The 22,259-nt window shown below is 59.4% G+C and carries 19 protein-coding genes and 1 riboswitch; of the genes, 5 read left to right on the top strand and 14 right to left on the bottom strand.

Going from position 1 to position 22,259, the window contains the following annotated elements; all coding sequences use genetic code 11:
- Positions 1-258: 258 nt before the first annotated feature.
- The 6 genes from ABJO75_RS23575 to ABJO75_RS23600 form a co-directional block, all read right to left on the bottom strand.
- On the bottom strand, positions 259-933 hold the full coding sequence (locus ABJO75_RS23575) for a cell wall hydrolase (protein WP_348127488.1): 675 nt from the start codon (positions 931-933) through the stop codon (positions 259-261).
- A 184-nt stretch (positions 934-1,117) separates the two neighbouring features.
- Positions 1,118-3,661 (bottom strand): putative PEP-binding protein, encoded by a 2,544-nt coding sequence (locus ABJO75_RS23580; protein ID WP_348127491.1) that lies wholly within the window; start codon positions 3,659-3,661, stop codon positions 1,118-1,120.
- 87 nt (positions 3,662-3,748) lie between these two features.
- The gene (glyS, locus tag ABJO75_RS23585) at positions 3,749-5,917 is read right to left on the bottom strand and encodes a glycine--tRNA ligase subunit beta (protein ID WP_348127493.1); all 2,169 of its coding nucleotides are present in this window, start codon (positions 5,915-5,917) and stop codon (positions 3,749-3,751) included.
- 9 nt (positions 5,918-5,926) lie between these two features.
- Positions 5,927-7,135, bottom strand: a complete 1,209-nt coding sequence (gltS, locus tag ABJO75_RS23590) for a sodium/glutamate symporter (protein WP_348127496.1) — start codon at positions 7,133-7,135, stop codon at positions 5,927-5,929.
- 15 nt (positions 7,136-7,150) lie between these two features.
- Positions 7,151-7,684 (bottom strand): DUF6446 family protein, encoded by a 534-nt coding sequence (locus tag ABJO75_RS23595; RefSeq protein ID WP_348127499.1) that lies wholly within the window; start codon positions 7,682-7,684, stop codon positions 7,151-7,153.
- A gap of 25 nt (positions 7,685-7,709) precedes the next feature.
- Complete coding sequence (locus ABJO75_RS23600; protein WP_348127502.1) at positions 7,710-8,639, bottom strand: glycine--tRNA ligase subunit alpha; 930 nt, start codon at positions 8,637-8,639, stop codon at positions 7,710-7,712.
- Between the two features lie 201 nt (positions 8,640-8,840).
- Here ABJO75_RS23600 and ABJO75_RS23605 point away from each other — a divergent pair, with 201 nt between their 5' ends.
- On the top strand, positions 8,841-10,592 hold the full coding sequence (locus ABJO75_RS23605) for a serine protease (protein ID WP_348127504.1): 1,752 nt from the start codon (positions 8,841-8,843) through the stop codon (positions 10,590-10,592).
- Between the two features lie 82 nt (positions 10,593-10,674).
- On the top strand, positions 10,675-11,049 hold the full coding sequence (locus ABJO75_RS23610; RefSeq protein WP_348127506.1) for a glycine zipper family protein: 375 nt from the start codon (positions 10,675-10,677) through the stop codon (positions 11,047-11,049).
- Between the two features lie 60 nt (positions 11,050-11,109).
- Here ABJO75_RS23610 and ABJO75_RS23615 read toward each other — a convergent pair whose 3' ends face one another.
- From ABJO75_RS23615 to folE2, 7 genes are all read right to left on the bottom strand, one after another.
- The gene (locus tag ABJO75_RS23615) at positions 11,110-12,096 is read right to left on the bottom strand and encodes an HAD family hydrolase (RefSeq protein WP_348127509.1); all 987 of its coding nucleotides are present in this window, start codon (positions 12,094-12,096) and stop codon (positions 11,110-11,112) included.
- A gap of 73 nt (positions 12,097-12,169) precedes the next feature.
- Complete coding sequence (locus ABJO75_RS23620; RefSeq protein ID WP_348127511.1) at positions 12,170-13,768, bottom strand: thiamine pyrophosphate-binding protein; 1,599 nt, start codon at positions 13,766-13,768, stop codon at positions 12,170-12,172.
- Positions 13,768-15,216 (bottom strand): TrkH family potassium uptake protein, encoded by a 1,449-nt coding sequence (locus ABJO75_RS23625; RefSeq protein ID WP_348127514.1) that lies wholly within the window; start codon positions 15,214-15,216, stop codon positions 13,768-13,770. Before ABJO75_RS23625 ends, ABJO75_RS23620 begins: the two co-directional genes overlap by 1 nt.
- A gap of 33 nt (positions 15,217-15,249) precedes the next feature.
- On the bottom strand, positions 15,250-15,504 hold the full coding sequence (locus tag ABJO75_RS23630) for a DUF1127 domain-containing protein (RefSeq protein WP_348127517.1): 255 nt from the start codon (positions 15,502-15,504) through the stop codon (positions 15,250-15,252).
- 209 nt (positions 15,505-15,713) lie between these two features.
- Complete coding sequence (locus tag ABJO75_RS23635; protein WP_348127520.1) at positions 15,714-16,391, bottom strand: hypothetical protein; 678 nt, start codon at positions 16,389-16,391, stop codon at positions 15,714-15,716.
- Positions 16,392-16,417: 26 nt separating this feature from the next.
- The gene (locus ABJO75_RS23640; protein ID WP_348127522.1) at positions 16,418-16,756 is read right to left on the bottom strand and encodes an antifreeze protein; all 339 of its coding nucleotides are present in this window, start codon (positions 16,754-16,756) and stop codon (positions 16,418-16,420) included.
- 215 nt (positions 16,757-16,971) lie between these two features.
- A complete protein-coding gene (folE2, locus tag ABJO75_RS23645; RefSeq protein WP_348127525.1) occupies positions 16,972-18,072 on the bottom strand; it encodes a GTP cyclohydrolase FolE2 in 1,101 nt (366 codons plus the stop codon).
- A gap of 300 nt (positions 18,073-18,372) precedes the next feature.
- Between folE2 and ABJO75_RS23650 the strand changes: the two genes are divergently transcribed.
- Both ABJO75_RS23650 and ABJO75_RS23655 read left to right on the top strand, forming a co-directional pair.
- Positions 18,373-19,593, top strand: coding sequence for an aminotransferase class V-fold PLP-dependent enzyme (locus tag ABJO75_RS23650; RefSeq protein ID WP_348127528.1), 1,221 nt, complete (start codon positions 18,373-18,375; stop codon positions 19,591-19,593).
- A gap of 48 nt (positions 19,594-19,641) precedes the next feature.
- Entirely contained in the window at positions 19,642-19,803 is a 162-nt protein-coding gene (locus ABJO75_RS23655) for a hypothetical protein (RefSeq protein ID WP_348127531.1), read from the top strand.
- Positions 19,804-19,822: 19 nt separating this feature from the next.
- On the opposite strand, the gene metZ is transcribed toward ABJO75_RS23655, so the two are convergent.
- Positions 19,823-21,007 carry an O-succinylhomoserine sulfhydrylase gene (metZ, locus tag ABJO75_RS23660; protein WP_348127533.1) on the bottom strand — a complete coding sequence of 395 codons (1,185 nt, stop codon included), beginning with the start codon at positions 21,005-21,007 and terminating at the stop codon, positions 19,823-19,825.
- Between the two features lie 60 nt (positions 21,008-21,067).
- Positions 21,068-21,145, bottom strand: a riboswitch (SAM riboswitch).
- A gap of 250 nt (positions 21,146-21,395) precedes the next feature.
- Between metZ and ABJO75_RS23665 the strand changes: the two genes are divergently transcribed.
- A complete protein-coding gene (locus ABJO75_RS23665; RefSeq protein ID WP_348127536.1) occupies positions 21,396-22,217 on the top strand; it encodes an alpha/beta hydrolase in 822 nt (273 codons plus the stop codon).
- Positions 22,218-22,259: the final 42 nt, after the last annotated feature.

Here is a 22,259-nt window from a genome sequence, read left to right on the forward strand (position 1 = left end):
AAGAGGGACGTCACCAGACGACAATCATTTCTCCGGTCGCGTAAAAAACTGACATTTAAAAAGAGTGCGGGCCAGCGACAATGAACCCTCCCAAGTTCATTATCGCTGACCCTAGACCGTCCGGCATCACCAAAGTGGCGGTCGGTAAAGTGCGTCAGATCAGGATCGCTGCGAACCATCGCTTGCTTCCTCGCGGATGCCCCCTCCCGGATGGCCGCTCCTTTTGACGCAGAATAGTTTTACCCGGCGATGTAACGCCTATTCGCTGCTCGCTGTACGAATCCCCGGGCGATAGAATACATGCACGCCGATACGGGCGGTTTCCTGAAAACGGCGCGACCAGGATGGGCGCACTGCATTGGTGTGATAATAGGTGGCCCCATCGGTCAGATCGACACCGACACCGACACCGTCGATTGCGGCGCGCGCAACCTTGGCAACACGGCGGAACGCCCCGGGCTCTGCAATCACCTCGTCACGCCCATCACAGGTATAGGTAAACTGGCACTGGTAGCGACGACCGGTTCCCTGATTGATCACGCTGCAGACAGAGTCAGGAAAACGGGCGCTTTCAACACGATTCAGAATGACTTCGGCAACTGCGAACTGGCCTTTGACGGTTTCGCCGCGTGCTTCGAAATACAGCGCCTCGGATAGGCAACGCCACTGCTCGCCGCCGCTGGCGGCGGGCTGGTTGTCGAGCCAGTTCTTGGAGAAGGTCGCGGTGATCGGCTTGACTTCGGCCCGTGGCTGCGAGGCCGTCAGCAGCGATTTTAAGTAGGGGCCCAATCCCAATTTCTTGGACTTGGCACCATCCTGCGCTTCTGCGACAGAGTCGGAAAGTTTGGCATCGGCGTTGGCCGTGTCAGGTACCAAGCCATGTGTAAACGCAAAAAGGCAGACGACCGCAACTGCGGTTTTCGAGCGAAACATTTTTTTCAATTCCCCAAAGAACGATCCGCGCTGGACCCTCCCGCGACAAGCGCAGGGCAGGCCATAGACAATATTTCGCGCAAGATCCAGTTTTGCGGATTTTGCAAGCGGATTTTCGCGTATGAACTGCTCTAATTTGAGTCAACTGAATGGTGGATCGTCTCAATATTTGGCAAATTTGGCGTCAGCCCCCGGATAGCGTGTCCGCGATCGCAAGTTGGGCAGCGGCCAACCTTGCAACGGGGACCCGGAACGGAGAACAGGACACATAGTCAAATCCGGCGGTCCGGCAGAACGCAATGGACTCGGGGTTTCCCCCGTGTTCGCCACAGATCGACAGGGTAATCCCCGGATTGCTGGCCCTGCCCCGCTCGGCCCCAAGCTGTACCAATTCGCCAACCCCGTCGGTATCGAGCACGTGAAACGGATCTTCAGGAAAGACGTGCTGCTGCACATAATCAGACATGAATCGCCCGGCATCGTCGCGCGACAAGCCATATGTCATCTGGGTTAGATCATTGGTGCCAAAGCTGAGAAACGAGGTATAGGGCGCAAATTCAGACGCGCGCAGACAGGCACGGGGCGTTTCGACCATGACCCCAAGACGGAAGTTAAAGGATTTGCCCTGTTCGGCCCGGACCGCAGCCGCGACCGCATCCACCCGCTTTTTCACCAGTTCAACTTCGCGTCGAGCCGAAACGAGCGGAATCATGATTTCGGGCACCACCGGCTCGCCATCTTCGCTGGCGCGCAACGTCGCCTCGAAAATGGCGCGGGCCTGCATGTCGTAGATTTCAGGCACCGTAACCCCAAGTCGCACGCCGCGCAGGCCGAGCATCGGGTTGTATTCTTCCATCGCTTCGATCCGACGGACAACATCGCTGACAGGCAGGTTCAGTGCCTCGGCCAACTCGCGCTGCCCGGACTTGGTGTTTGGCAGAAACTCGTGCAGCGGCGGGTCAAACAGCCGGATACAAACCGGTTTGCCTTCCATGATGCGGAACAGCTGGACAAAGTCGTCGCGCTGCATCGGTAATAAACGCTCCAGAACCGCGGCGCGCCCGGCGGAGGTCTGGGCAAAGATCATCTCGCGCATCACGGTCATGCGACCGGGATCAAAGAACATGTGCTCGGTTCGGCAGAGGCCGATGCCCTGCGCGTCGAAATTTCGCGCGGTTTGGGCGTCGGCAGGGCTGTCGGCATTGGCACGGATACCGATGTCGCGCGCCTCATCCGCCCACCCCATCAACGTCTGAAAGGCATCATCGAGCGCGGCCTCGATCGTGGCCGGCTCGCCAGCAAGCACTTCACCGTTGCCGCCATCGATGGTGATGATCTCGCCTGCGCGCAACACCCGCCCATCGGGCGCGATCAGTTGCCGCTTGCCGGTGACAAAGCGCAGTTCAGAGGCCCCAACGATACACGGCAGACCCAACCCGCGCCCGATCACCGCCGCGTGGCTGGTGATGCCGCCACGTTCGGTCAGCACCCCGGCTGCGGCGTGCATACCGCGAATATCCTCCGGCGACGTCTCGCGCCGGATCAGGATGCAGGCTTCGCCCCGCGCCGCAGACGCCTGTGCTTCGGCAGAGGTAAAGACGATGCGCCCGGTGGCCGCACCGGGGCTGGCACCAATGCCGGTCGCCAGCACGTCGCGCTCTGCATCCGGCGCGACTTGCCTGTGCAGCAGTTCAGTCACCGCATGTGGATCGATGCGCATCACCGCCTCTTGCGGCGTTATGATGCCATCACGGGCGAGTTGAACGGCAATCCTGACCGCCGCACGGCTGCTGCGCGATACGCGCACCCCGTCCAGAATGTGCACATCACCGTTTCCAATGACGAACTCCACCTGCATCTCTTCGCGCAGCTTGCGTCGCATCAGGGCCGCGTGCTCCTTGAGATCAGCAAAGGCCTCAGGAGCAAGTTCCGCCAGCGACGGACCGCGTTCGTCTTTTTCCAGATAGAGCGCCTCGCTCCCGGCCCCAAGCGCATCGCGCCCCTGGCTCTGGCTAAGGTACCGCCCGGTAAGCTGTGGCTTGCCGGTCTCGCGATCAACAAGTTGCAACACGCCCGAGCCACATTCCCCCTGCCCCAGACCGGGGATCATTTCCTGCACGACAAGGCCCAACCCGGCATCGGCCGGCGCGCCCTTGGCCTGACGCAGCAATCGTGCCGACGTTCCTTCCCAAGCCCGCGCCATGGATCGCAGCACGGCGGCAAGCTGCGCCGCGGGGTCCTGCGGAAACCGTTCTTCGGTCTCGGCCTCATAGGCATGCAGCGTATCCCGCAACCCCTGCGCCCCGTCACCGGCAACATCGTCGAACATATCGGGGTCAAGCCGTGCGACATGAAACGAATAGGATTGCACGAACCGCAGATACAGTGCCGCCGCCGCATCGCGCCCCAACGACTCGCACAGCTCGGCATAGCGGGCGTCGTTCATCCCGACATTCAGCACAGCCCCCGGACCGCCCCAATCCGGGTCTTCCGACGACGGGCGCACGCACAACAGGGTGTCCGGCTCGAACTGTCCGACAATGGCGACGATATCCGGCATTTCATCGGCCGCAATCCGATGCACCGCGTCAAACGACAGGGCCACCGTGCGCGGCACCGGCATGTCCAGCCTGACCAATCGCTGTAAACACTTTGCCCGCCCGCCATGAGACGAGGCCGCCAGCGGCGCATCCGGAGTGATCAGCGTGGTATGCGGATTATTCTGCATGGGTTTTCTGCATTGCGGCGAACTGTATCTAGCCCTGCACCATAGGCGCAGGGGTCGGCGGCGCAAGAGAAAGCGTACGCCGGGCCGCTAGCCTTCGACGCGAGTCAGGTCAGCCACCGAGCTACAGATGCTGCGGATCTGGCTGAGCAGGTTCAACCGGTTGCGGCGCAAGACCTCGCTGTCGGTGTTGACCTGCACATCCTCAAAGAACGCGTCGATTGGCGCGCGCAATCCGGCCATGGCGGCCATTGCGGTCGGGAAATCCTGCGCCGCAAGCGCCGGGTCGATTTTCGCCTTGGCCGCATCAAGGGCTGCGAAGAGAGCCTTTTCGCTGTCGCTCTCGGCAAAATTCACATCCGCGCCATAGGAATACTCGACGCCATCCTTCTCCTCGGCTTGGGACAGAATATTGTTGGCGCGTTTGAAGCCTTGCAGAAGGTTTTCACCGTTCTCGGTGGCCAGCACCTCATTCAAAGCCTTCGCCCGTTTCACCAGCAGGGTCAGGTCGTCATGACCGTCCATCGCGATACAGGCGTCGATGATGTCATGGCGGATGCCCTGATCGCGTAGGTAGACCTTGAGGCGGTCGTGGATGAAGGCAAGGAGATTTAGATCGACTACATCAAACTTACCCTTCGCGAAACGGCCCTCGGCACCGCTCCGCTTGTGTGCATCGGCCGATTGAACGTCCCCACTTAGAAGCGCTTCATTAATCAACAACTGGAAGCGATTCAGTGATGTTCCCCAACCAAGCTGAGAAAGCAAGTCAACGCGAATCTCATTCTCCAACACCAACCGAATAACCCCCAAAGCGGCCCGGCGAAGAGCAAAGGGGTCTTTTGATCCCGTAGGTTTCTCGTCGATCGCCCAGAATCCCGTTAATGTATCGAGCTTGTCGGCCAGCGCCACGGCGACCGAAAGCGGTGCGGTGGGCACATCGTCGGAGGGGCCGAGCGGCGAGTAGTGTTCCTGCGCCACGGCGGCGACTTCGGTGGGGTGGCCCGCTTCTTCAATATAATACCGCCCCATAAGTCCCTGAAGTTCAGGGAACTCATAAACCATTTCGCTGGAGAGATCCGCCTTGGCCAAGCGCGCAGCAAGTTCGGCCTCGTCGGCGTCGGCACCAGTCGCGGTGGCGAGGTCGCGCGACAAGGTTGCGATGCGCCCGATGCGCTCGGCCTGGCTGCCCAGTTTGTTGTGGAACGTCACGTTTTCAAGCGATTGCGTCCAGACGCTCAGGTCTGATTTCGCCACGCGCAGATCGTTTTCCCAGAAGAACTTGGCGTCGGCCAATCGTGCGGACAGCACCTTTTGGTTGCCCGCCAGAATGGTCTCGCCCTGATCAGCGGTTTCGCGGTTGGCGACGGTGACAAAGCGTTCGATTCGGCCGGTCTTCGGGTTGCGCACGGAAAAGAATTTCTGGTGTTCGCGCATACTGGTTTGCAGCACTTCCGGCGGCAGGTCGAGAAACTCGGCGTCGATCTCACCCATCAACGTCACCGGCCATTCGACCAATCGAGCGACTTCGGCGAGCAGGCCCTTGTCTTCGACGATTTCAAGGCCAGCGGCAAAGGCGAGGTTGGAGGCATCGGCCCAGATGTGATCGGCACGCTCTGCCGGGTTCAGCATCACGTTGGCGTTCTTGAGCTTGGCTTCGTAATCCTCAAACGAGGTGACGGGCAACCGGCCCGGCGCCATGAAACGGTGGCCTTCGGTGCTGTCGCATGTCGTCAGATTGTCCAGTGTCATCGGCACAACACTGGCCCCGGCCTCATCTGTCAGAATGCAGAGGATCGAATGCAGCGGGCGCACCCAACGCAGGGTACCGTTGCCCCATCGCATGGATTTTGACCACGGGAAATTGCGGATGGTGGCTTCCAGCACTTCGGCGATGATCTCGGCGGCGGGTCGGCCCGGCTTTTCGATCACGGCGAAATAGACTGCGCCTTTAGGAGTATCACGCTGCTCCAGATCGTCCAGCGCCACGCCCGCCCCACGCAGAAAACCCTGAATCGCCTTTTCCGGCGCATCGACACGGGGGCCTTTGCGCTCTTCGCGCTGTGCCGGGGATTGCGCCAGCAACCCTTCAACCGCGAGGGTCAATCGGCGCGGGGTCGAAAAGGCAGCGGCCCCGGCATAGGTCAGACCGGCCTCGACCAAACCGTCGGTCACACGCTTTTTCAGGTCCTCGGCGGCGCGCGCCTGCATCCGGGCGGGGATCTCTTCGGAAAACAGTTCGATGAGCAGGTCAGGCATGGAAGGTCCTCAGAAATTCAGGATCATCTGGATGATCACCGCATTGGCGATATCGACGATAAAGGCGGATACAAGGGGGAGTATGACAAAGGCAATAGGCGACGGCCCATAGCGTTTGGTCACAGCCGTCATATTGGCGATGGCTGTGGGCGTCGCACCAAGGGCAAAGCCGCCGAAACCCGCCGCCAACACTGCCGCGCGGTACCCCCGCCCCATCAACGGGAACAAAAGGTAGCGCACAAAGATCACGGTGAACACGGTTTGCGCCAGCATGATGACTGCAATCGCGATCCCAAGATCGGCGATGGTCCAGAGTTGCAAGCTCATCAGCGACATGGCGAGGAAGGCACCGAGCGCAAATTCCGAGATCAGGGCCAGAGAACGGGTTCGTGTCACCGGCCGGGCTTGCGGGAGCAGGAGGGCCCGCAGGTTGGCAATGACAATGCCCATGATCAGGCAAGGCACGAACAGCGGCAGCTTTACCCCGGCGGCATCCAGTGCGCTGTGCAAGAAATAACCGAGGATGATCGCAACGTTGAGATACAACAGAACCCGCATGATCGACATGTGGTTGATGGCAGTCCCGCCGTCTGGATCATCGGTGAGACCGACGGTGTTGACCTCGTCCGGTCGATCAGGAGTCAGCTTGTAACGGCTGATCAGATGACCGGCGATCGGGCCACCGATCAGTGCCGCCAGCACGAGGCCCAGTGTCGCAACCGCAACGCCAAGCTCCGCAGCGTTCGCAAGCCCTGTGGCGGCGGCCACATCCGGAGCCCAGGCAATCGCAGTGCCATGCCCACCGATCAGGGCGGCAGAGCCGAACATGACCCCGGTTTGCGCAGGAAAGCCAAAGATCGACGCGCCGATTACGCCAATCATGTTCTGCGACAGAATCGCCAGCACCGTCAGAATGGCCAGCAGCATCAACGGCTTGCCGCCCGCCAACAGATCTGAGAACCGCGCATTTAGACCGATCCCGGCAAAAAACAGCACCAGCAAGAAATCACGCGTATTGAGTTCAAAACTTATCTCGATCCCGGTGAACAGGTAGATCGCCAGCACGATCACCGCCATGGCCAAGCCGCCCGTCACCGGCTCGGGAATGTTGAAACGGCGCAGGAACTCGAGGCGTGCATTGGTTTCCGCACCTGCAAGAAATACGGCAAAGCCAATCGTGGCCGTGAGGAAGTCAGGAACTAGGAGGGCGGCGTTCATACGGACAGTCCCGGTTCAGTTGTTCTGCGGCTCAAATGGCGGACATTCTTCGCCGACAACGGTCCCGTCATAGGCCTTGGCACCGCAGTTGTTCAGCTCGTGCCAGATATAGCCCCGACCGTCATCCGTGACCGCAACGATACGGTCCACGCCGTAATGTACGTTCTTTGCCCCGAGAAACACCTGCGCGCTGCCTGCTGCGATCCGTTCAGCGATGGCCTTAGCGTCGAAGCAATCAAACCAGAACGGCGCGTTGCGCGGGGTTGCATCGGCCACGGCAACATAGCTCGCGGCCAGTGTTTCCGGACTGGCAGTGGTGGTGAAACAAGCCCGGTACCGGATCGGCGAACTCTCGGCATCAATCGCCTGGAACCCATCATAAGGGATCGGTTCGGCCGTGTCGGTCTCTAGCGACACCAACTGGACATCCTGGCCCGGATCAAGCTCGACCGTGTCATAATATCCATAGACCTGCAGATAATAGAGTGCTGCCCCCGCCGCGAGTGCGCAGAACAGCAACAGCAAGATAACGAGACGGCCCAGTGTCATGGCTGGGCCCGCTTGCCAAGGTATGTCATGCGGCGTATCCGCCGGCTGTGGTCTCCACGAAGGCATCCGCGCATTGTTTCGCCAGCGCGCGTACCCGACCGATGTAAGCCTGCCGTTCAGTGACCGAGATCACCCCCCGCGCGTCAAGCAGGTTGAAAATGTGGCTGGCCTTGATGCATTGATCATAGGCCGGATGCGCCATAACGATGCGCTTGCCGGTCTTGGGGTCGTCTGCGGGCTGCGCGAGAATGGCAGCGCATTCCTCTTCGGCTTCCTCAAAGTGACGCAACAGCATCTCGGTATTGGCGGTGTCAAAATTCCAGCGGGCGTATTCCTCTTCGGTCTGCTTGAACACATCCCCATAGCTCAACGGGATCGGCGCAGACGGGTCATTGAACGGCATGTCCATCACATGCTCGACGCCCAGCACATACATGGCCAGACGTTCCAGACCATAGGTCAGTTCGCCCGAGACCGGGGTGCAGTCGTGTCCGCCAACCTGCTGGAAATAGGTGAACTGGCTAACTTCCATCCCGTCACACCAAACCTCCCAGCCAAGCCCCCATGCGCCCAACGTCGGGCTTTCCCAATCGTCTTCGACAAAGCGGATGTCGTGCAGTTCCATGTCGATCCCGATGGCCGCAAGTGAACCAAGATACAGCGCCTGCAAATCTGGTGGGCTGGGTTTGATCAGTACCTGATACTGGTAATAGTGCTGCAAACGGTTGGGGTTTTCGCCGTACCGTCCATCGGTCGGACGGCGCGAAGGCTGCACATAGGCTGCGGCCCAATGCTGGCTGCCAAGCGCGCGCAGGGTGGTGGCCGGGTGAAATGTCCCTGCCCCGACCTCCATGTCATAGGGTTGCAGAATGGCGCAGCCCTTTGACGCCCAATAGGATTGAAGCCTCAGGATGATTTCCTGAAAAGAGCGTGGGGCGGTAGTCTGGTCGGTCATGCGGCGGTTCCCGTTACGGTCCGGAGAAGTGCTGCCTCTGGCCCGGCGCGGATGGCCAAGCGAAGCGGGTTTTACCTATGCCTGTGGCACAGCGGGGTCAACGCCGCAAAGAGCGCCCGCCTGCAAGTTGAAATCCGTGGTATTCGACGCGAAATCCTGTTTATGTGCCGCAGATTCACGACGGTTTGAGGCAAGGTTTACATGGTCAGGACTTTTTTCGCATCGCTGGTAGTTGCGGTTTTTGCATTGAACGGCGCTGTCACGGCGCAGCAAGCGAGCCAAGAAGCGGTCTGGGTGCAGATCGAAGCGCACCCAAATTTGCAAGTCGCCCGAAATAGGGCACAGGACTATGCGGCGCAGCTGGCAGATGTGAACGGGTTTTCTCTGGGCGGCACCTGGTACGGCATCCTGCTCGGCCCTTACTTGCGTGAGGATGCTCAGCGGGTGCTGCAGGTCTATCGCGCAGACCGGCTGATCCCGTCAGATTCCTTTATCGCCTACTCTCGCAACCTCGACGAGCAGTTTTGGCCCGAAGGCTCGGATGTTCTCGATCGCGGCGTGGTTGCCGCGCCGATCGCGCAGACGGACCCCCAGACAACATTGCCGGAAGCGCCCTTGGCACCGTCAGATGAAACACCTGCCGAAGCACGCCGCAGCGAACGATTGCTAACCGGTGAAGAACGGCGCGAATTGCAGGTCGCCTTGCGCTCGGCGGGGTTCTACAACTCGGTCATCGATGGCTCCTTTGGCCGAGGCACGCGCCAATCCATGTCGGACTGGCAGCTAAACAATAGCTTTGAGGCGACCGGCATCCTGACCACGGCGCAGCGCAAAGTGTTGATGGATCAATATAACGAGCCGCTGATCAGCGTTGGGATGAAACGCGTATCCGACCCACAGGCCGGGATCGAGATGGAAATGCCTGCCGGTGTCGTGGCCTTTGACCGCTATGAGCCTCCCTTTGCCCATTACGAGGCCACCACCGACGATCTTGCAGCCAAGGTCTTGCTGATCAGTCAGCCGGGCACACAGGCGACGCTCTACGGTCTGTATGACATCATGCAGACGCTGGAAATCGTACCGCTGGACGGGCATCGCGAACGCGGCAGGATCGACTTTATGCTTGAAGGCCACGGCGAGGCGTTCACCTCTTACACCGAAGCGCGGCTTGAAAGCGGTGAAATCAAAGGCTTCACACTGCTGTGGCCCAATGGCGACGAAGCCCGTCGGCAACGGGTGCTTGAGGCGATGAAAGCCAGCTTTACCCGAACCCAGGGGGTGCTGGACCCCGCTGCAGGCGGCGACACCGTGCAGAACGTGGACCTTGTCGCCGGGCTTGAGGTGCGCAAACCGCGCCTTTCGCGATCCGGGTTTTATGTTGATGGCAAGGGCACGGTTGTCACATCGGCAGATGCGGCGGTGGGATGCACGCGGATCACGCTGGACGATGAATATCAGGCTGACCTAGTGACCAGCGACACCGATCTGGGAATTGCCGTTCTGCGCCCACAGCAGGCATTGGCCCCAATGTCAGTCGCCCGATTCCGTGCAGCAAAGGGGCGTTTGCAATCCGAAGTTGCAGTCTCTGGGTTCAGCTATGAAGGCAAACTGGGCGCACCGACCCTGACATTTGGCACATTGGCCGATGTGAAAGGGTTGCGCGGCGAAGCGCAAATGAGCCGACTGGCGTTGAACGCACTGCCCGGAGATGCAGGCGGACCGGTGCTCGACGCCGGTGGTGGCGTGTTAGGGATGCTGTTGCCCTCTATCTCCGAAGACGGCAAGCAACTGCCCGCAGACGTTGGGTTTGCCACCGATGCAGATGCGATAAGGGGCGTGCTGGAGCTTGCCGGAGTCGCCGTCGAAGACAGCGCTGATGTGTCTGATATTCCTCCGACCGAAATGACGCGCATCGCGTCCGGCATGACCGTTCTGGTCAATTGCTGGGACTGAGGCGTCACCAAAAGATGCTGTTTTTCTTGGACTCATTTGGTCCAAAGTGTACAAATTCACGGGACCATTGAGAGGACCTGAAATGCCCCGACTGAGCCTGCTTGTCACCCTTCCTGCGCTTTTTCTTGCGACAGCTTGCGCGAACAGCGGTGCGAACTATACGCCGGTAATCGACGGGCCCAAAGGACCCAATTACGAAGCTGATCTGGCCGCTTGCCAGCAACTCGCGGCATCTGGCGGTGTCGTGGATGGGCAGGTTGCGGGATCAACGGCCGCCGGCGCGGGCATCGGCGCGGCCTCGACCGTGATCTGGAACGGCAACAGCGACAACCTTGGCGAGGCGGCAGCAGTCGGTGCGATTGCCGGTCTCGCGTCAGGCATTGCGCGGCAGAACAACAGCCGCGAGAACATCGTCAGGAACTGCATGGCGGGACGCGGCTATCGCGTGCTTGGCTGAAGCGCCTCAATCCTGATGGCCGGACGCGCCTGATCTGTCCGGCCATGGCTTGTCTGCCGTCTATTCCGAGGGCCAGACGGTTCCCCAATCTTCTGCCATATCGACAATCAGCCATCCCCGATCCGGGCCTTCATCAAGGCCGCGCGCCAATTGCCCAATATGGCTGTCACGATCATAGGCGTATTCACGGGTGGCGTCGGTATGATGCACGATTAGGCCAAAACGCGGGCCCTCGCCTGCCGTGGTCCATTCAAGCATCTGAAAATCACCATCCGAATTGCCGGCTGCAAAGATCGGTCGTTTTCCGATCCGCGTTTCTATCGCAATCGGCTTGCCCTCTTTGTCGTCGATAAAGGCAATTCCCGGGTCCTTGAGAACGGTTGGGGTGCCATCAATTACTTCATAGCTCGACTTGATTGAACTGCCGATCACCTGTTGTGGCGGGATGTTATAGGCGTCTTCGGCAAAGGCCCGCATGAAATGGATACCTCCGCCCGAAACGATGTAGGTGGCAAAACCTTCGTCCCGCAAATAACGCAACAGTTCTAGCATCGGCTGATAGAGCATCTCGTCATAGCGCTTGCCGGTCTTTGGATGTTTGGCAGTATCGAGCCACGTCAGGACACCCGCCTGAAACGTTTCGACCGACATATCGGCATGGGACGCGTTCACAACCTCAAGCAGTCCTTCTTCCCCGGTCGCCATGAGCGCCTCAATGTCACCTGCGGCGGCAGCATTAAGCGCATCTGTGGTCAGGAAATCGGGATCTTCGGCGCCTTTACGTGCGACAAAGTCGATCCCGTAAAGAAGTTGGAAATAGACCGGCTGCTCGGCCCACAGCGTGCCATCATTGTCAAAAACGGCGATACGGTCCGCCTGCACCACAAAATCTTCGCTGTCCGGGTCGGAGGCGCCAACGACAAAATCGATGATCCGTGATTTTGCATCCGTGTCGTTCCACGACGGCAGCGGATCAGCGGACAGGCCGGTAGCAGACAGGCCGGTAGCGGCCAGCCCGAGAACGAGGCAAAGGCTTCGGGTGAACATATGGGTACTCCAGATTACGACGTTAGGTTGCAGTGATGTGAACGCACATACCCGGGGGCTGTCAACCGCGCCCCTAGCCAGTGATCTCAGGGGTCACATAGATCAGGGTCGGGCCATCGGCGGCAAACGCGGTGCGAACCTCGTTCTGCAGGTCCTCCAGCGATTTCGGTGCAGCCGCATTTGCGCCGAACGCCTCGGCCAGTTTGCAGAAATCCGGATTGCGCGCGATCACCGCATTTGGCGCAATCTGCGCGCGGGTCATGCTGTCTTCGATTTCCTTGAGCTTGCCATTGTCCCAAAGCAGGATTGGAAGTGGCAGACCAAGTTCGACCGCCACGCCCAGTTCCGCCATCGTGTACTGGAACCCGTAGTCACCGATGATCACCAGCGTTTGCTTGCCCGGGCGACCAATCGCGCCGCCGATCCCAGCCGGCAGCGCATAGCCCAGCGTGCCAAAGCCGCTGGGGTGGTGCCAATGGCCGGGACGATGCATGGGCCAGATTTCGTTGGCAACATAGGCGAATTGCGTCATGTCGGAGTAGATCATCGTATCCGGCGTCAGCACATCCCGCAGGGCATCACAGATCGGGGCGATCCCCGGACGCTCGGCGGCTGCTTCGGCGCGCCAGCGGGTTCTGATCTCAGCCACGTCCTCAGCGCTCCAATCGGTCTTGGAGGTGGAGTCTTCGGTGGCGTGCAGCAGCGCCGTGGCCACGTTGCGAGCATCTGCGCGGATCTTGACCGTGGCACGCTGTGCATCCGAAAGACAGGCCGGGTCCAGATCGACCCGCACCAACGGAGCAGTATGACCCAGTTCGGCACGCCAGAGATCGACCTCGGCCAGCTCTGTTCCGATGGCGATGACAAGATCAGCGCTGGCGATGATGTCAACGCTGCCCGGTCGTGCGAGCGTTGAGCCGAAATCAAGCGGATAGCCCGCCCCCACACAGCCCCGGCCTGCATAGGTGGTGAAACAGGCGGCGCCGGTCTGGGACATGATTTGCCGCCAGAATGCACCTTTTGCCCCGCCGCCCAAAATAAACAATGGGCGACGCGCGACATTGAGCAACGACAGGATGGGCGCAATGTCAGCCTCCCCCGCCCGGACGGGTGTGGCGGGCATGTTAGGCGCTGGCGCGGGCTCGGCTGCGGCCTCAAGTTGGGCAATCGGCACCTGAATGTGCTTGGCACGGGGACGATCGCTCTCGAACTCTTCAAACGCGCGGTCGATCAGACCATAGGCGGCAGCTGCGCTGTGCGCGGTGGCCGACCAGTCACACACGGTACCAGCCGCGATTTCCTGGTCGTTCATCTGATGCAATTGGCCCTTGCGGGAGGCGGTTTCATCCAGACAGGACGAAATCGCCAGTACCGAAACCGAATCCGATTGCGCCTGCCCCAGCGGGGTCATGATGTTGCAAAGCCCCGGCCCTGTGATCACATAGGCAACGCCAGGTTTTCCCGTCGCGCGTGCATAGCCATCGGCCATGAACCCCGCACCCTGTTCGTGCCGCGCCAGAACGTGGGTGATCCCCGCCTCTTCGATGCCGCGATACATTTCCTGATTGTGCACGCCGGGAATGCCAAAGATCACCTCGACCCCGCGATCGTGCAGCATGTGAGAAATCTGCGCGCCAAGAGGGCGGCGCGTTTGGGGTGCTGTGTCAGGCATCAGGCCCTCCAGAATTGAACGGTAAAGATTACAAATATGGCCATCAGTTCCAGACGACCGCAGAGCATTGCAAAGGACAGGATCCATTTGGCTGAATCATTCAGCGTGGCAAAGTTACCCGCCGGGCCGATTATATCGCCAAGTCCCGGACCGACATTGGCGACCGCAGTCGCCGCGCCCGAAATCGAGGTGACGAAATCAAGCCCGGTCATCGCAAGCGCCCAGCTCACGATTCCGATGGTCACGATGAAGAAAACGAAGAACGACATGACCGAATTCAGCACATCGTCATCTACGCGCTTGCCATCATATCGCGGGATAAACACCCCGTTGGGCAGGCGAATCCGCTGTAGCTGCACCCGGATCGACGCAAAGAGGAGCTGAAAGCGGAAAATCTTGATCGAACAGGTCGTTGATCCCGCACAGCCCCCGATCAACCCGATCAAGAAGAACAGGGTGATGAGAAGCGGCCCCCAGGTCATGTAATCGACGCTGGCATAACCGGTGCCGCTGATGATCGAGGTGATGTTGAACAACGCTTCGCGAAACGATTGCTCCCAATGATGCGGGAAGATGCGTTGAAGCTCGGCCCACATCACCAGAACAAGAACGGCGATGGTCCCAAAGAACGCGCGTATCTGCGGATCACGCCAGATCGCGGTGGAATTGCCATTGATCAGTTGCACGTAGCGTACGAATGGCAGCGCAGCGAGGATCATGAATACCGCCGCGACATATTCTAGGGGGCCCGAAAACTTCGCGAACGACGCATCGTAGTTGGCAAACCCGCCGGTGGAAACCGTGGTCAGCGCATGTACCACAGCGTCGAACATATCCATCCCAAGCGCCGAGTAACATGCAATGCACCCAAAGGTCAGCCCGAGGTAAATCACCGATATCTGGCTGGATATCTCGGTTGCGCGCGGCAGGATTTTACCCATTGTATCAAAGGCTTCAGATCTGAAAATCTGCATGCCTCCAACCCGAAGTTCGGGCAGAAACACCATCGCGACCACGATAACGCCGACCCCACCCAGCCATTGCAGCAGGCCACGCCACAACAGCAGGCCATGGGGCAGATCATCCAGCCCGCTGATCACCGTTGACCCAGTGGTTGTAAGGCCCGACATCGCCTCGAAATAGGCGTCGGTAAAGGAAAGCTCGGTCTCGCCGAGCATTAGCGGCAAAGCTCCGAACAATGGCAGGGCAACCCACACAGCGGATGTCAGCAAAAAGATCTGCTGAATGGTCAGCCCCTGCTTTACACCATTTGCGCAGCTAAGAGATGTGGCGCCACCCGCCAGTATGGTGATGACGGCACATTCAAAAAACACCGGCCAATGGTCATTGCCGTAAAAGAGATCTGTGAACATCGGCAACAGCATCGCACCACCAAGAATGGCGATGAGCAAACCGATCACATATCCAACTGGGCGCAGGTCCATCATGAGGCGCAGCGTTGGCGTGACCAGTGAGGCGTGTCAAGGACCAGCCAGTGCGCCGCTGGAGACAGAGCCAAAGAGATCCGCAAAGACAAAGGCTGGTATGTCCTGTCGTTGCAATCCGATCCGCTCGAGTTCGGCATCGGAAAAGCTTTCCAGCGCCATGAGATCATGTAGTCGATCTTGGCTGACCAGGCGGGCGTTAAACCCTTGTCCCTGTTCGACGAGAAATGCATCCAGTCGATCTCGCCAGCCCGTTGGGGCGTAGTCTATGTAAACAGTGTCATCGTTCATTTGGAAACCTCGATCACGGTCGCTTGGTTTCCTCCCACATGCCAACAGCCTAACACGAATCCCTGATTTTTCACAGGGCCATTCTGCGGTGCGGCATCTACGTAAAGCGCGATCCGCTATTCTGCGGACCGCGCCTGAAGTTTCTTAGACTGACCAAACAGCACGAAATCGTGCTGAGTCAGTTCGTGTTGATCGCATACCTTGGCCGATTACGATTTCGGCATGGCCTCGGGAGTCGCCGTTGCACGCTTTGCGGCAGGTTTCGCCGTCTTGGGCTCTTCTTTGGCCTTCGCAGCCGTAGGCTTAGGCGCGGCTTTGGCGGCTGGCTTGGGCGCGGCCTTCGCAGCAGGCTTCGGTGCGGCCTTCGCGGCAGGCTTGGGCGCAGCCTTCGCGACTGGCTTGGGCGCGGCTTTCGCGACTGCCTTGGGGGCGGCCTTCGCAACTGGCTGGGACGCGGCCTTCGCGGCAGGCTTGGGTGCGGCCTTCGCGGCTGGCTTTGTAGCAGCCTTTTCGACCGGCTTCGGCGCGACCTTTGCAGCAGGTGCCGATGCGGTCGTGGTTGCAGGAGCGTCCGCTGCTTTGGAGACAGGTTTCGGCGCCGGCTTGGGTGCGGCCTTGGCAACGGGTTGCGGTGCAGCTTTGGCGGCTGGCTTTGGTGCAACCTTGGCGGTCGGCTTGGGCGCAGCTTTTGCTGCGGGCTTTGGTGCAACTTTGGCCGCGGGCTTCGGTGCAAACCCAGTACCTTGAAGCGCACGAAGGGGGGCCATCTGCGCCTGCAAAGCCGTGCGGGTCATCATTTCCACCAGCTTGAGGTTATTGCTGAAAATCTTGCTGGTCATGCGCGCACAGGCGGCTTGAACGTCCAGCGCGTTGGGCAAAGGGGTCATTCTTGTCTTACTCCGTTAAATCTTGTTCAGTTCGTGGAGACGCGTCGCCCGAAAACAAGTGGGCCGCGTTCAATCAATCGTTCACGATTGGCGCTGGCCTTGCTTGAAATTGGTTCCAGTGTCTCCCGAAACACGCGGTCGGGGCTGCCTCCGGACATCATCGCAAATGTTCCGCTTAGCGCTGCCTCAGTAAAGGCGGGAATTTTTTCGCCGATCATTGCCTGGCTTTCGCCATCCGGCAACGACCAAGCCCCTGACAACCCCATTAGTCGCATGGTCAGAACCCAATGGGTATCGGTCGCCAACTGTGCAACAGCCACCCAATTCTGAGCCACTTCGCCGATCCGGTTGATCGCTTGGTTCATTTACTCTTGCCTCCGGCGGGACTCCGCCCGGGTTTCCCGGGACAGATTCAGCCCTGCTCGCTACTCTTATATACAAAGAAGGTTGCTTTTGCAGCATCAAATGCTGCATTGCGGCATAATCGCGCGTTCCGGCACATAAGCACCAGAAGTCAATACCTAATTTACAGGCAGCAAATCGCTGACACGGTCCCGCGCGCGATGTATCCGATCGCAATTCAGCCCGGATGTACCAGCGTTCCGAACAGGCGGGGGTCGAGGCTCTGCGCCGCAAAAATGTCACCCTCGGTCAGAATACTGACAGCATCATGGCTGTGCAGGCTTTCCTGATGGCTGGCGACAACACGGAAATCACCGATCCGGTGATCAGCCTTGAGCTGTTCACAAAACAGGCGTGCGGCGTCTTCGACAAAGATCGGATTGGCGGCATTGAGTTCGGCAAAGGCCTGTTCATCCTCGCGCTTGACCATCACCTGTGTTTCAGTTGGCACCGCGCGGCGACAGGCATCAATCAAGTCCTCGAACCACAGGCAGTCAACATCGCTCTCGACTTCAATCGATATCCGCGCAACTGATCGCTGTGAATGCGGTGTGGCCAATTGGTTGCGCAGGGCGCGCGCATGTTCGGATAGTTCCAAGGAACAGGGACAGGTCGAAGAATAGACATAGTCGAGATGTATGATCTTTTTGCGGACACCGGCCGCTTCAATCAGTTCCAGCGCGATGTCGTAGTATTGATAGCCCTCCAGCTCCGAGCGCAGGCTTTCCACCCGCATCGGAAAGGAAAACCGCATCTGCAGGCGCGCATCAAGGCTGTCGAGATCGGCCATATAGTCATCAAGCGCAGATTCGATCACTTCGAAACTGAACGTTCGTTCCGAATGCTTGTAAAAACTGCGCATGATGCGGGACATGTTGATGCCCTTCTTGTCAGCGTCGAGGCTCACAGTTCCAGTGACCGACGTTTCCAGGGTCAGATCCGCACCGTTTCTCGTATGAAAGCGGATCGGCAGGCGAAAATTGCTGATCCCCACATGCTGAATCTGCTGCTGAGAACCCCGGATAAGGCTGGAGGGGCCATTTTGCAGATCGGGCATCGACGCCCGATAGGCGGCGTCCACCTTGAAATCTTCAGGATATTCGCGCGACAGCGACGGGTAGTTCAGATTTGATTCGGGCAGCAGCCGCGCAATCGACGGATCAAGTGCCAGAATCTCGGCTTCGCTTGCCCCCTGCGCCCATGCACGCAACACATCCAGCGCGGCTTTTGCCTCGTGGTCGTCCGGGATGTGGTCAGGCTCCGGCGTGTGGATGTTCATTTCATGCTCCTGTCTTGCCCGGTCGGACGAATGCGCAGGGCTTAACATAGTTCGATGGTGTAGACATTTCCATTGCCACCTTCGATTACGCACAAAACGACACACCGCTGGCGGTTCCCGGGGGAAACAATGTTAACGAATCCGCAGCCTCATGGCACCTCGACCTTCGAACCCGAGGCTGGACGCAGCGCGAATGCGCACCCTATGTTTCTCGTACAAGACCACGGCATAGCGTCGGAATGAGATGGCACGTTGGCGAGCAGCGCGTGTTACGGCGAAACATCAACTGGAGAGCCAATCATGAAGAGCGCAGCAGACAATCCGAGCCTCCATGATGCCGTCCAGCCGTTTCGCGACGGCGACAGACAAGCCGTCGAAGCCGCTGCACGGATCGCCATCGCCTATCGTACCTCTCTTGAGAGTTCTCAGGTGACACCAAACCTGAGACCCGCAGAGATATCAGAACGGTTCGACGCGCCTCTTGCAGAAATCGGAGAAGACGCGGCGACGGTCATTGAAAACCTCGCGAGCGCGGCGGCAAGCGGTATTCATGGACACACCTTGCCACGGTTCTTTGGATATGTCTGCGGTGGATCGATGCCCGTGGGCTTGGCGGCGGACATTCTCGTCGCTGCCTGGGGTCAGAATTCCGCTTCGGCTTGGGAAAGCCCCTCGGTCGCGGTGATCGAACAGACGGTGTGCCGCTGGTGCCTTGGCCTTCTGGGATTACCGGATGATTGCGGCGTGTGCCTCGTGACCGGCGCGACCGTGGCGAATACTCAGGTGATTATCGCAGCCCGAGATGCTTTGCTGGCGCGGCGCGGTTGGGATGTGAGCGAGCGCGGTTTGTTCGGCGCGCCCGAAATTCCTGTCTTGATCGGCGCCGACGCACATTCGGCCCCTCTCGCCGGGCTTAAATATGCCGGATTTGGCCTTGGGCAGGCGATCCACATCGCGACCGATGATCAGGGGCGTATTCTGCTGGACGCGTTGCAAGCCGCCCTCGAAGGCTGTGCCCAGCCACCTCTCGTCGTTTTGCAGGCCGGGCAGATCAACACAGGGACCTTTGATCCCTTTGCCGACGCGATTCCGTTGGTGCGGCAGAAACAGGGGTGGGTGCATGTCGACGGGGCCTTTGGCCTCTGGATGCACGCGGTTCCCGAACTGCGCAGTCGACTTGCAGGCGTTGCCGATGCAGACAGTTGGGCGGTCGATCTGCACAAATGGCTGAACGCGCCCTATGACGCTGGTCTTTGTATCCTGCGCGACCGGACAACGCTTGTCGCAGCGATGAGTGCACGGGGCGCATACTTGCCTGATACCGGCGAAATCTGGGAACCCAACGACAGCACCCTCGAACTGAGCCGTCGCGCGCGTGGTGTGCCCAGCTATGCCATCCTGAAACACCTCGGGGCCTCTGGTGTGCGTGAGATGATCAGCCGTCACTGCGCACTTGCAACGTATCTGGCAGAAACGCTTTCAGCAGAGCCGGGGTTCGAGATTCTGAACGATGTCGTTTAAAACCAAGTGGCGATCAGTTGTGGCGAAGATGCCCGAACTTCTGAAGTTTTGCAGCGCGTACAGGCCCGTGGCAAAGTCTATCCCAGCCACGGGGTCTGGCACGATCGCCAGATCATACGGGTTTCGATCACCAACCACGCAACCGACCGTGCCGATATCGACCTGCTGATCGACGAGCTACGCATCGCCCATGAGCAGGCCATCGGCTAAATAGTCAGCAGGGCGGTGTCTAGTCCGCCGCAGCAAGCGCCTGATGCACATCCGCGATCAAATCGTCGGTATCCTCGATACCGATCGACAGGCGGATCAGCCCCGGAGTGATACCCAACTCGGCCCGCTGTTTTTCGCTGAGCCTTTGGTGCGTCGTGGTCGCCGGATGAGTCACGATGGATTTGGCGTCGCCCAGATTGTTGGAAATCTTCGGGATGGTCAGCGCATTCAGGAATCGAAATGCTGCCGGCTGCCCCCCCTTCAGATCAAGCGATACCACGGTGCCGCCCTTGCCCATCTGCCTTGTGCACAGATCGAACTGACTATGCGAAGGATGGCCAGGATACAGCACGCGCGCCAATCCGTCATGTCCCTGCAAGGCCTCGGTCAGGGCCAGCGCAGATACGGCCTGGGCATTGACCCTGAGCGACATCGTTTCCAGCCCCTTGAGCATGATCCAGGCGTTGAACGGACTCATCGCACCACCGGTATGTTTCATGTAGGGTTCGACGGTTTTGCGAATGAATTCGCGGGTTCCGAGAATAATGCCGCCCAGCGCCCTGCCCTGCCCGTCGATATGCTTGGTGGCGGAATAAACCACCACGTCGGCACCTTGTTCGATCGCGCGCGAAAACACAGGCGTGGCAAAGACGTTATCCACCAGAACCGTCGCTCCGACCGCATGTGCCAATGCGCTGACCGCAGCAATGTCGATCACTTCGAGGGTCGGGTTGGAGACGGATTCAAAAAACACGGCCCGGGTGTCCGGGCGGATGGCCGCCTGCCATTGGTCCAGATCGGTCCCGTCGACAAAGGTCACCTCGACGCCAAAACGGCTCAGCACATCTTCGAGCACATAGAGACAGGAGCCAAACAACGCCTTGGCAGAAACGACATGGTCACCTGCCTTGAGCATTGCGGTGAGCGCGCCTGACACAGCGGCCATTCCCGAGGCCGCTGCAAAGGCGTCTTCGGCGCCCTCCAGCGCGGCGATACGTTCCTCAAACATGCGTACCGTCGGGTTTCCATAGCGCGCATAGATGAACTCGTCTTCTCCGGCCTCGATAAACCGCGCTTCGGCCGCTTCGGCACTGTCATAGACAAAGCCCTGGGTCAGAAAAATCGCTTCACTGACTTCGCCATACTGACTGCGGCGCGTGCCACCATGAACGGCAGTCGTCCGCTTATTCCAATCTTTGATCATATCACCCTCTTGCTCATATGGGGGCGCAAAAAATTGGCCCCGATCGCGGTCAAGCGAAAGGAGCCTTTCATCCTGACCTTTTAGCGGTGTTGTTTATCGTGGCCCGCAATCCGGTAACAAATCGCCACGTCGTTCGCAGGTTGATTAGCGCGAGGGGGCCCTGCAGGTCAAGCCATAGTAAGCCGATCGTTACGGCCCCGTAATGTTGCTTTCATCATTGCATCATAGTGTCGAGCTACTCTGACGACACATGCTCTTGTATGAGACCGGACCGATGCCGATCATCAGATTAAACGCAACGGGCGAATCCTGCGAACAGCACGGCTCCACGCAATCACCTGCGAGCCTCCTGAGACGGATGGCGACCGGACGCGGGCCTGTGATCGTGATGACACACGGTTTCAGCTATGAACCGGGACGTCACGGCCATTGCCCACATCGCCACATCCTGAGCCTTGATCCCGAGTCAGTGCCTTGGACCGCGCCAAGCTGGCCACGTGGGCTGGGGTTGGGTACGGGTCATTCTGACGAGGGCATCGGGCTGGCCTTTGGCTGGTTTGCACGAGGGTCGATCTGGGCGGCGCGGCGTCGCGCCGTTTCTGCCGGGCGCGCCCTTGCCAAAACGCTGTGGCTGATCAGACAACGCGCGCCGCATCGACGGGTGCATATCGTGGCACATTCGATGGGTATCGAAGTCGCGGCAGAGGCGCTTCATCACCTACCGGGCGGCGAAGTGGACCGGATTATCTCGATGACCGGGGCCTGCTATCAATCCCGCATACAGGACGCCTTGCAAACAGATGCCGGGCGCAGCGCCAGCTTTGTCAATGTCACCAGCCGAGAGAACGATTTCTATGATTGTCTCTATGAACAACTGATCGCGTCACCTGTACCTGCAGACCGCACTCTGGGACAGGGGCTGGATGCGGAGAATGCCGTAACGCTGCAACTGGATTGCGCCGATACCTTGCAGCACCTGTCATCCTTGGGGGCCAAGATTGCCCCCCCTGAGCGGCGCATCTGTCACTGGTCCAGCTATATGCGTCCCGGCATCCTGAGGTTCTACGCGAATCTTCTGCGGCACCCCGAACACATGACACTCGACCGTTTGCGCGCCGGGTTACCCACACAGCCTGCGAGGCGTTGGTCACGGATTTGCCCGCGTCCAAAGTTGCCGCAGCCCTCGTTCTTTATGCAAAGACCCACATGATCAGGGCCGTACAGGATATTTCATATCAACGCTTGCGTAGTT

Origin of the sequence: Sedimentitalea sp., assembly GCF_039973035.1 — a bacterium.
Classification (GTDB): domain Bacteria; phylum Pseudomonadota; class Alphaproteobacteria; order Rhodobacterales; family Rhodobacteraceae; genus Sedimentitalea.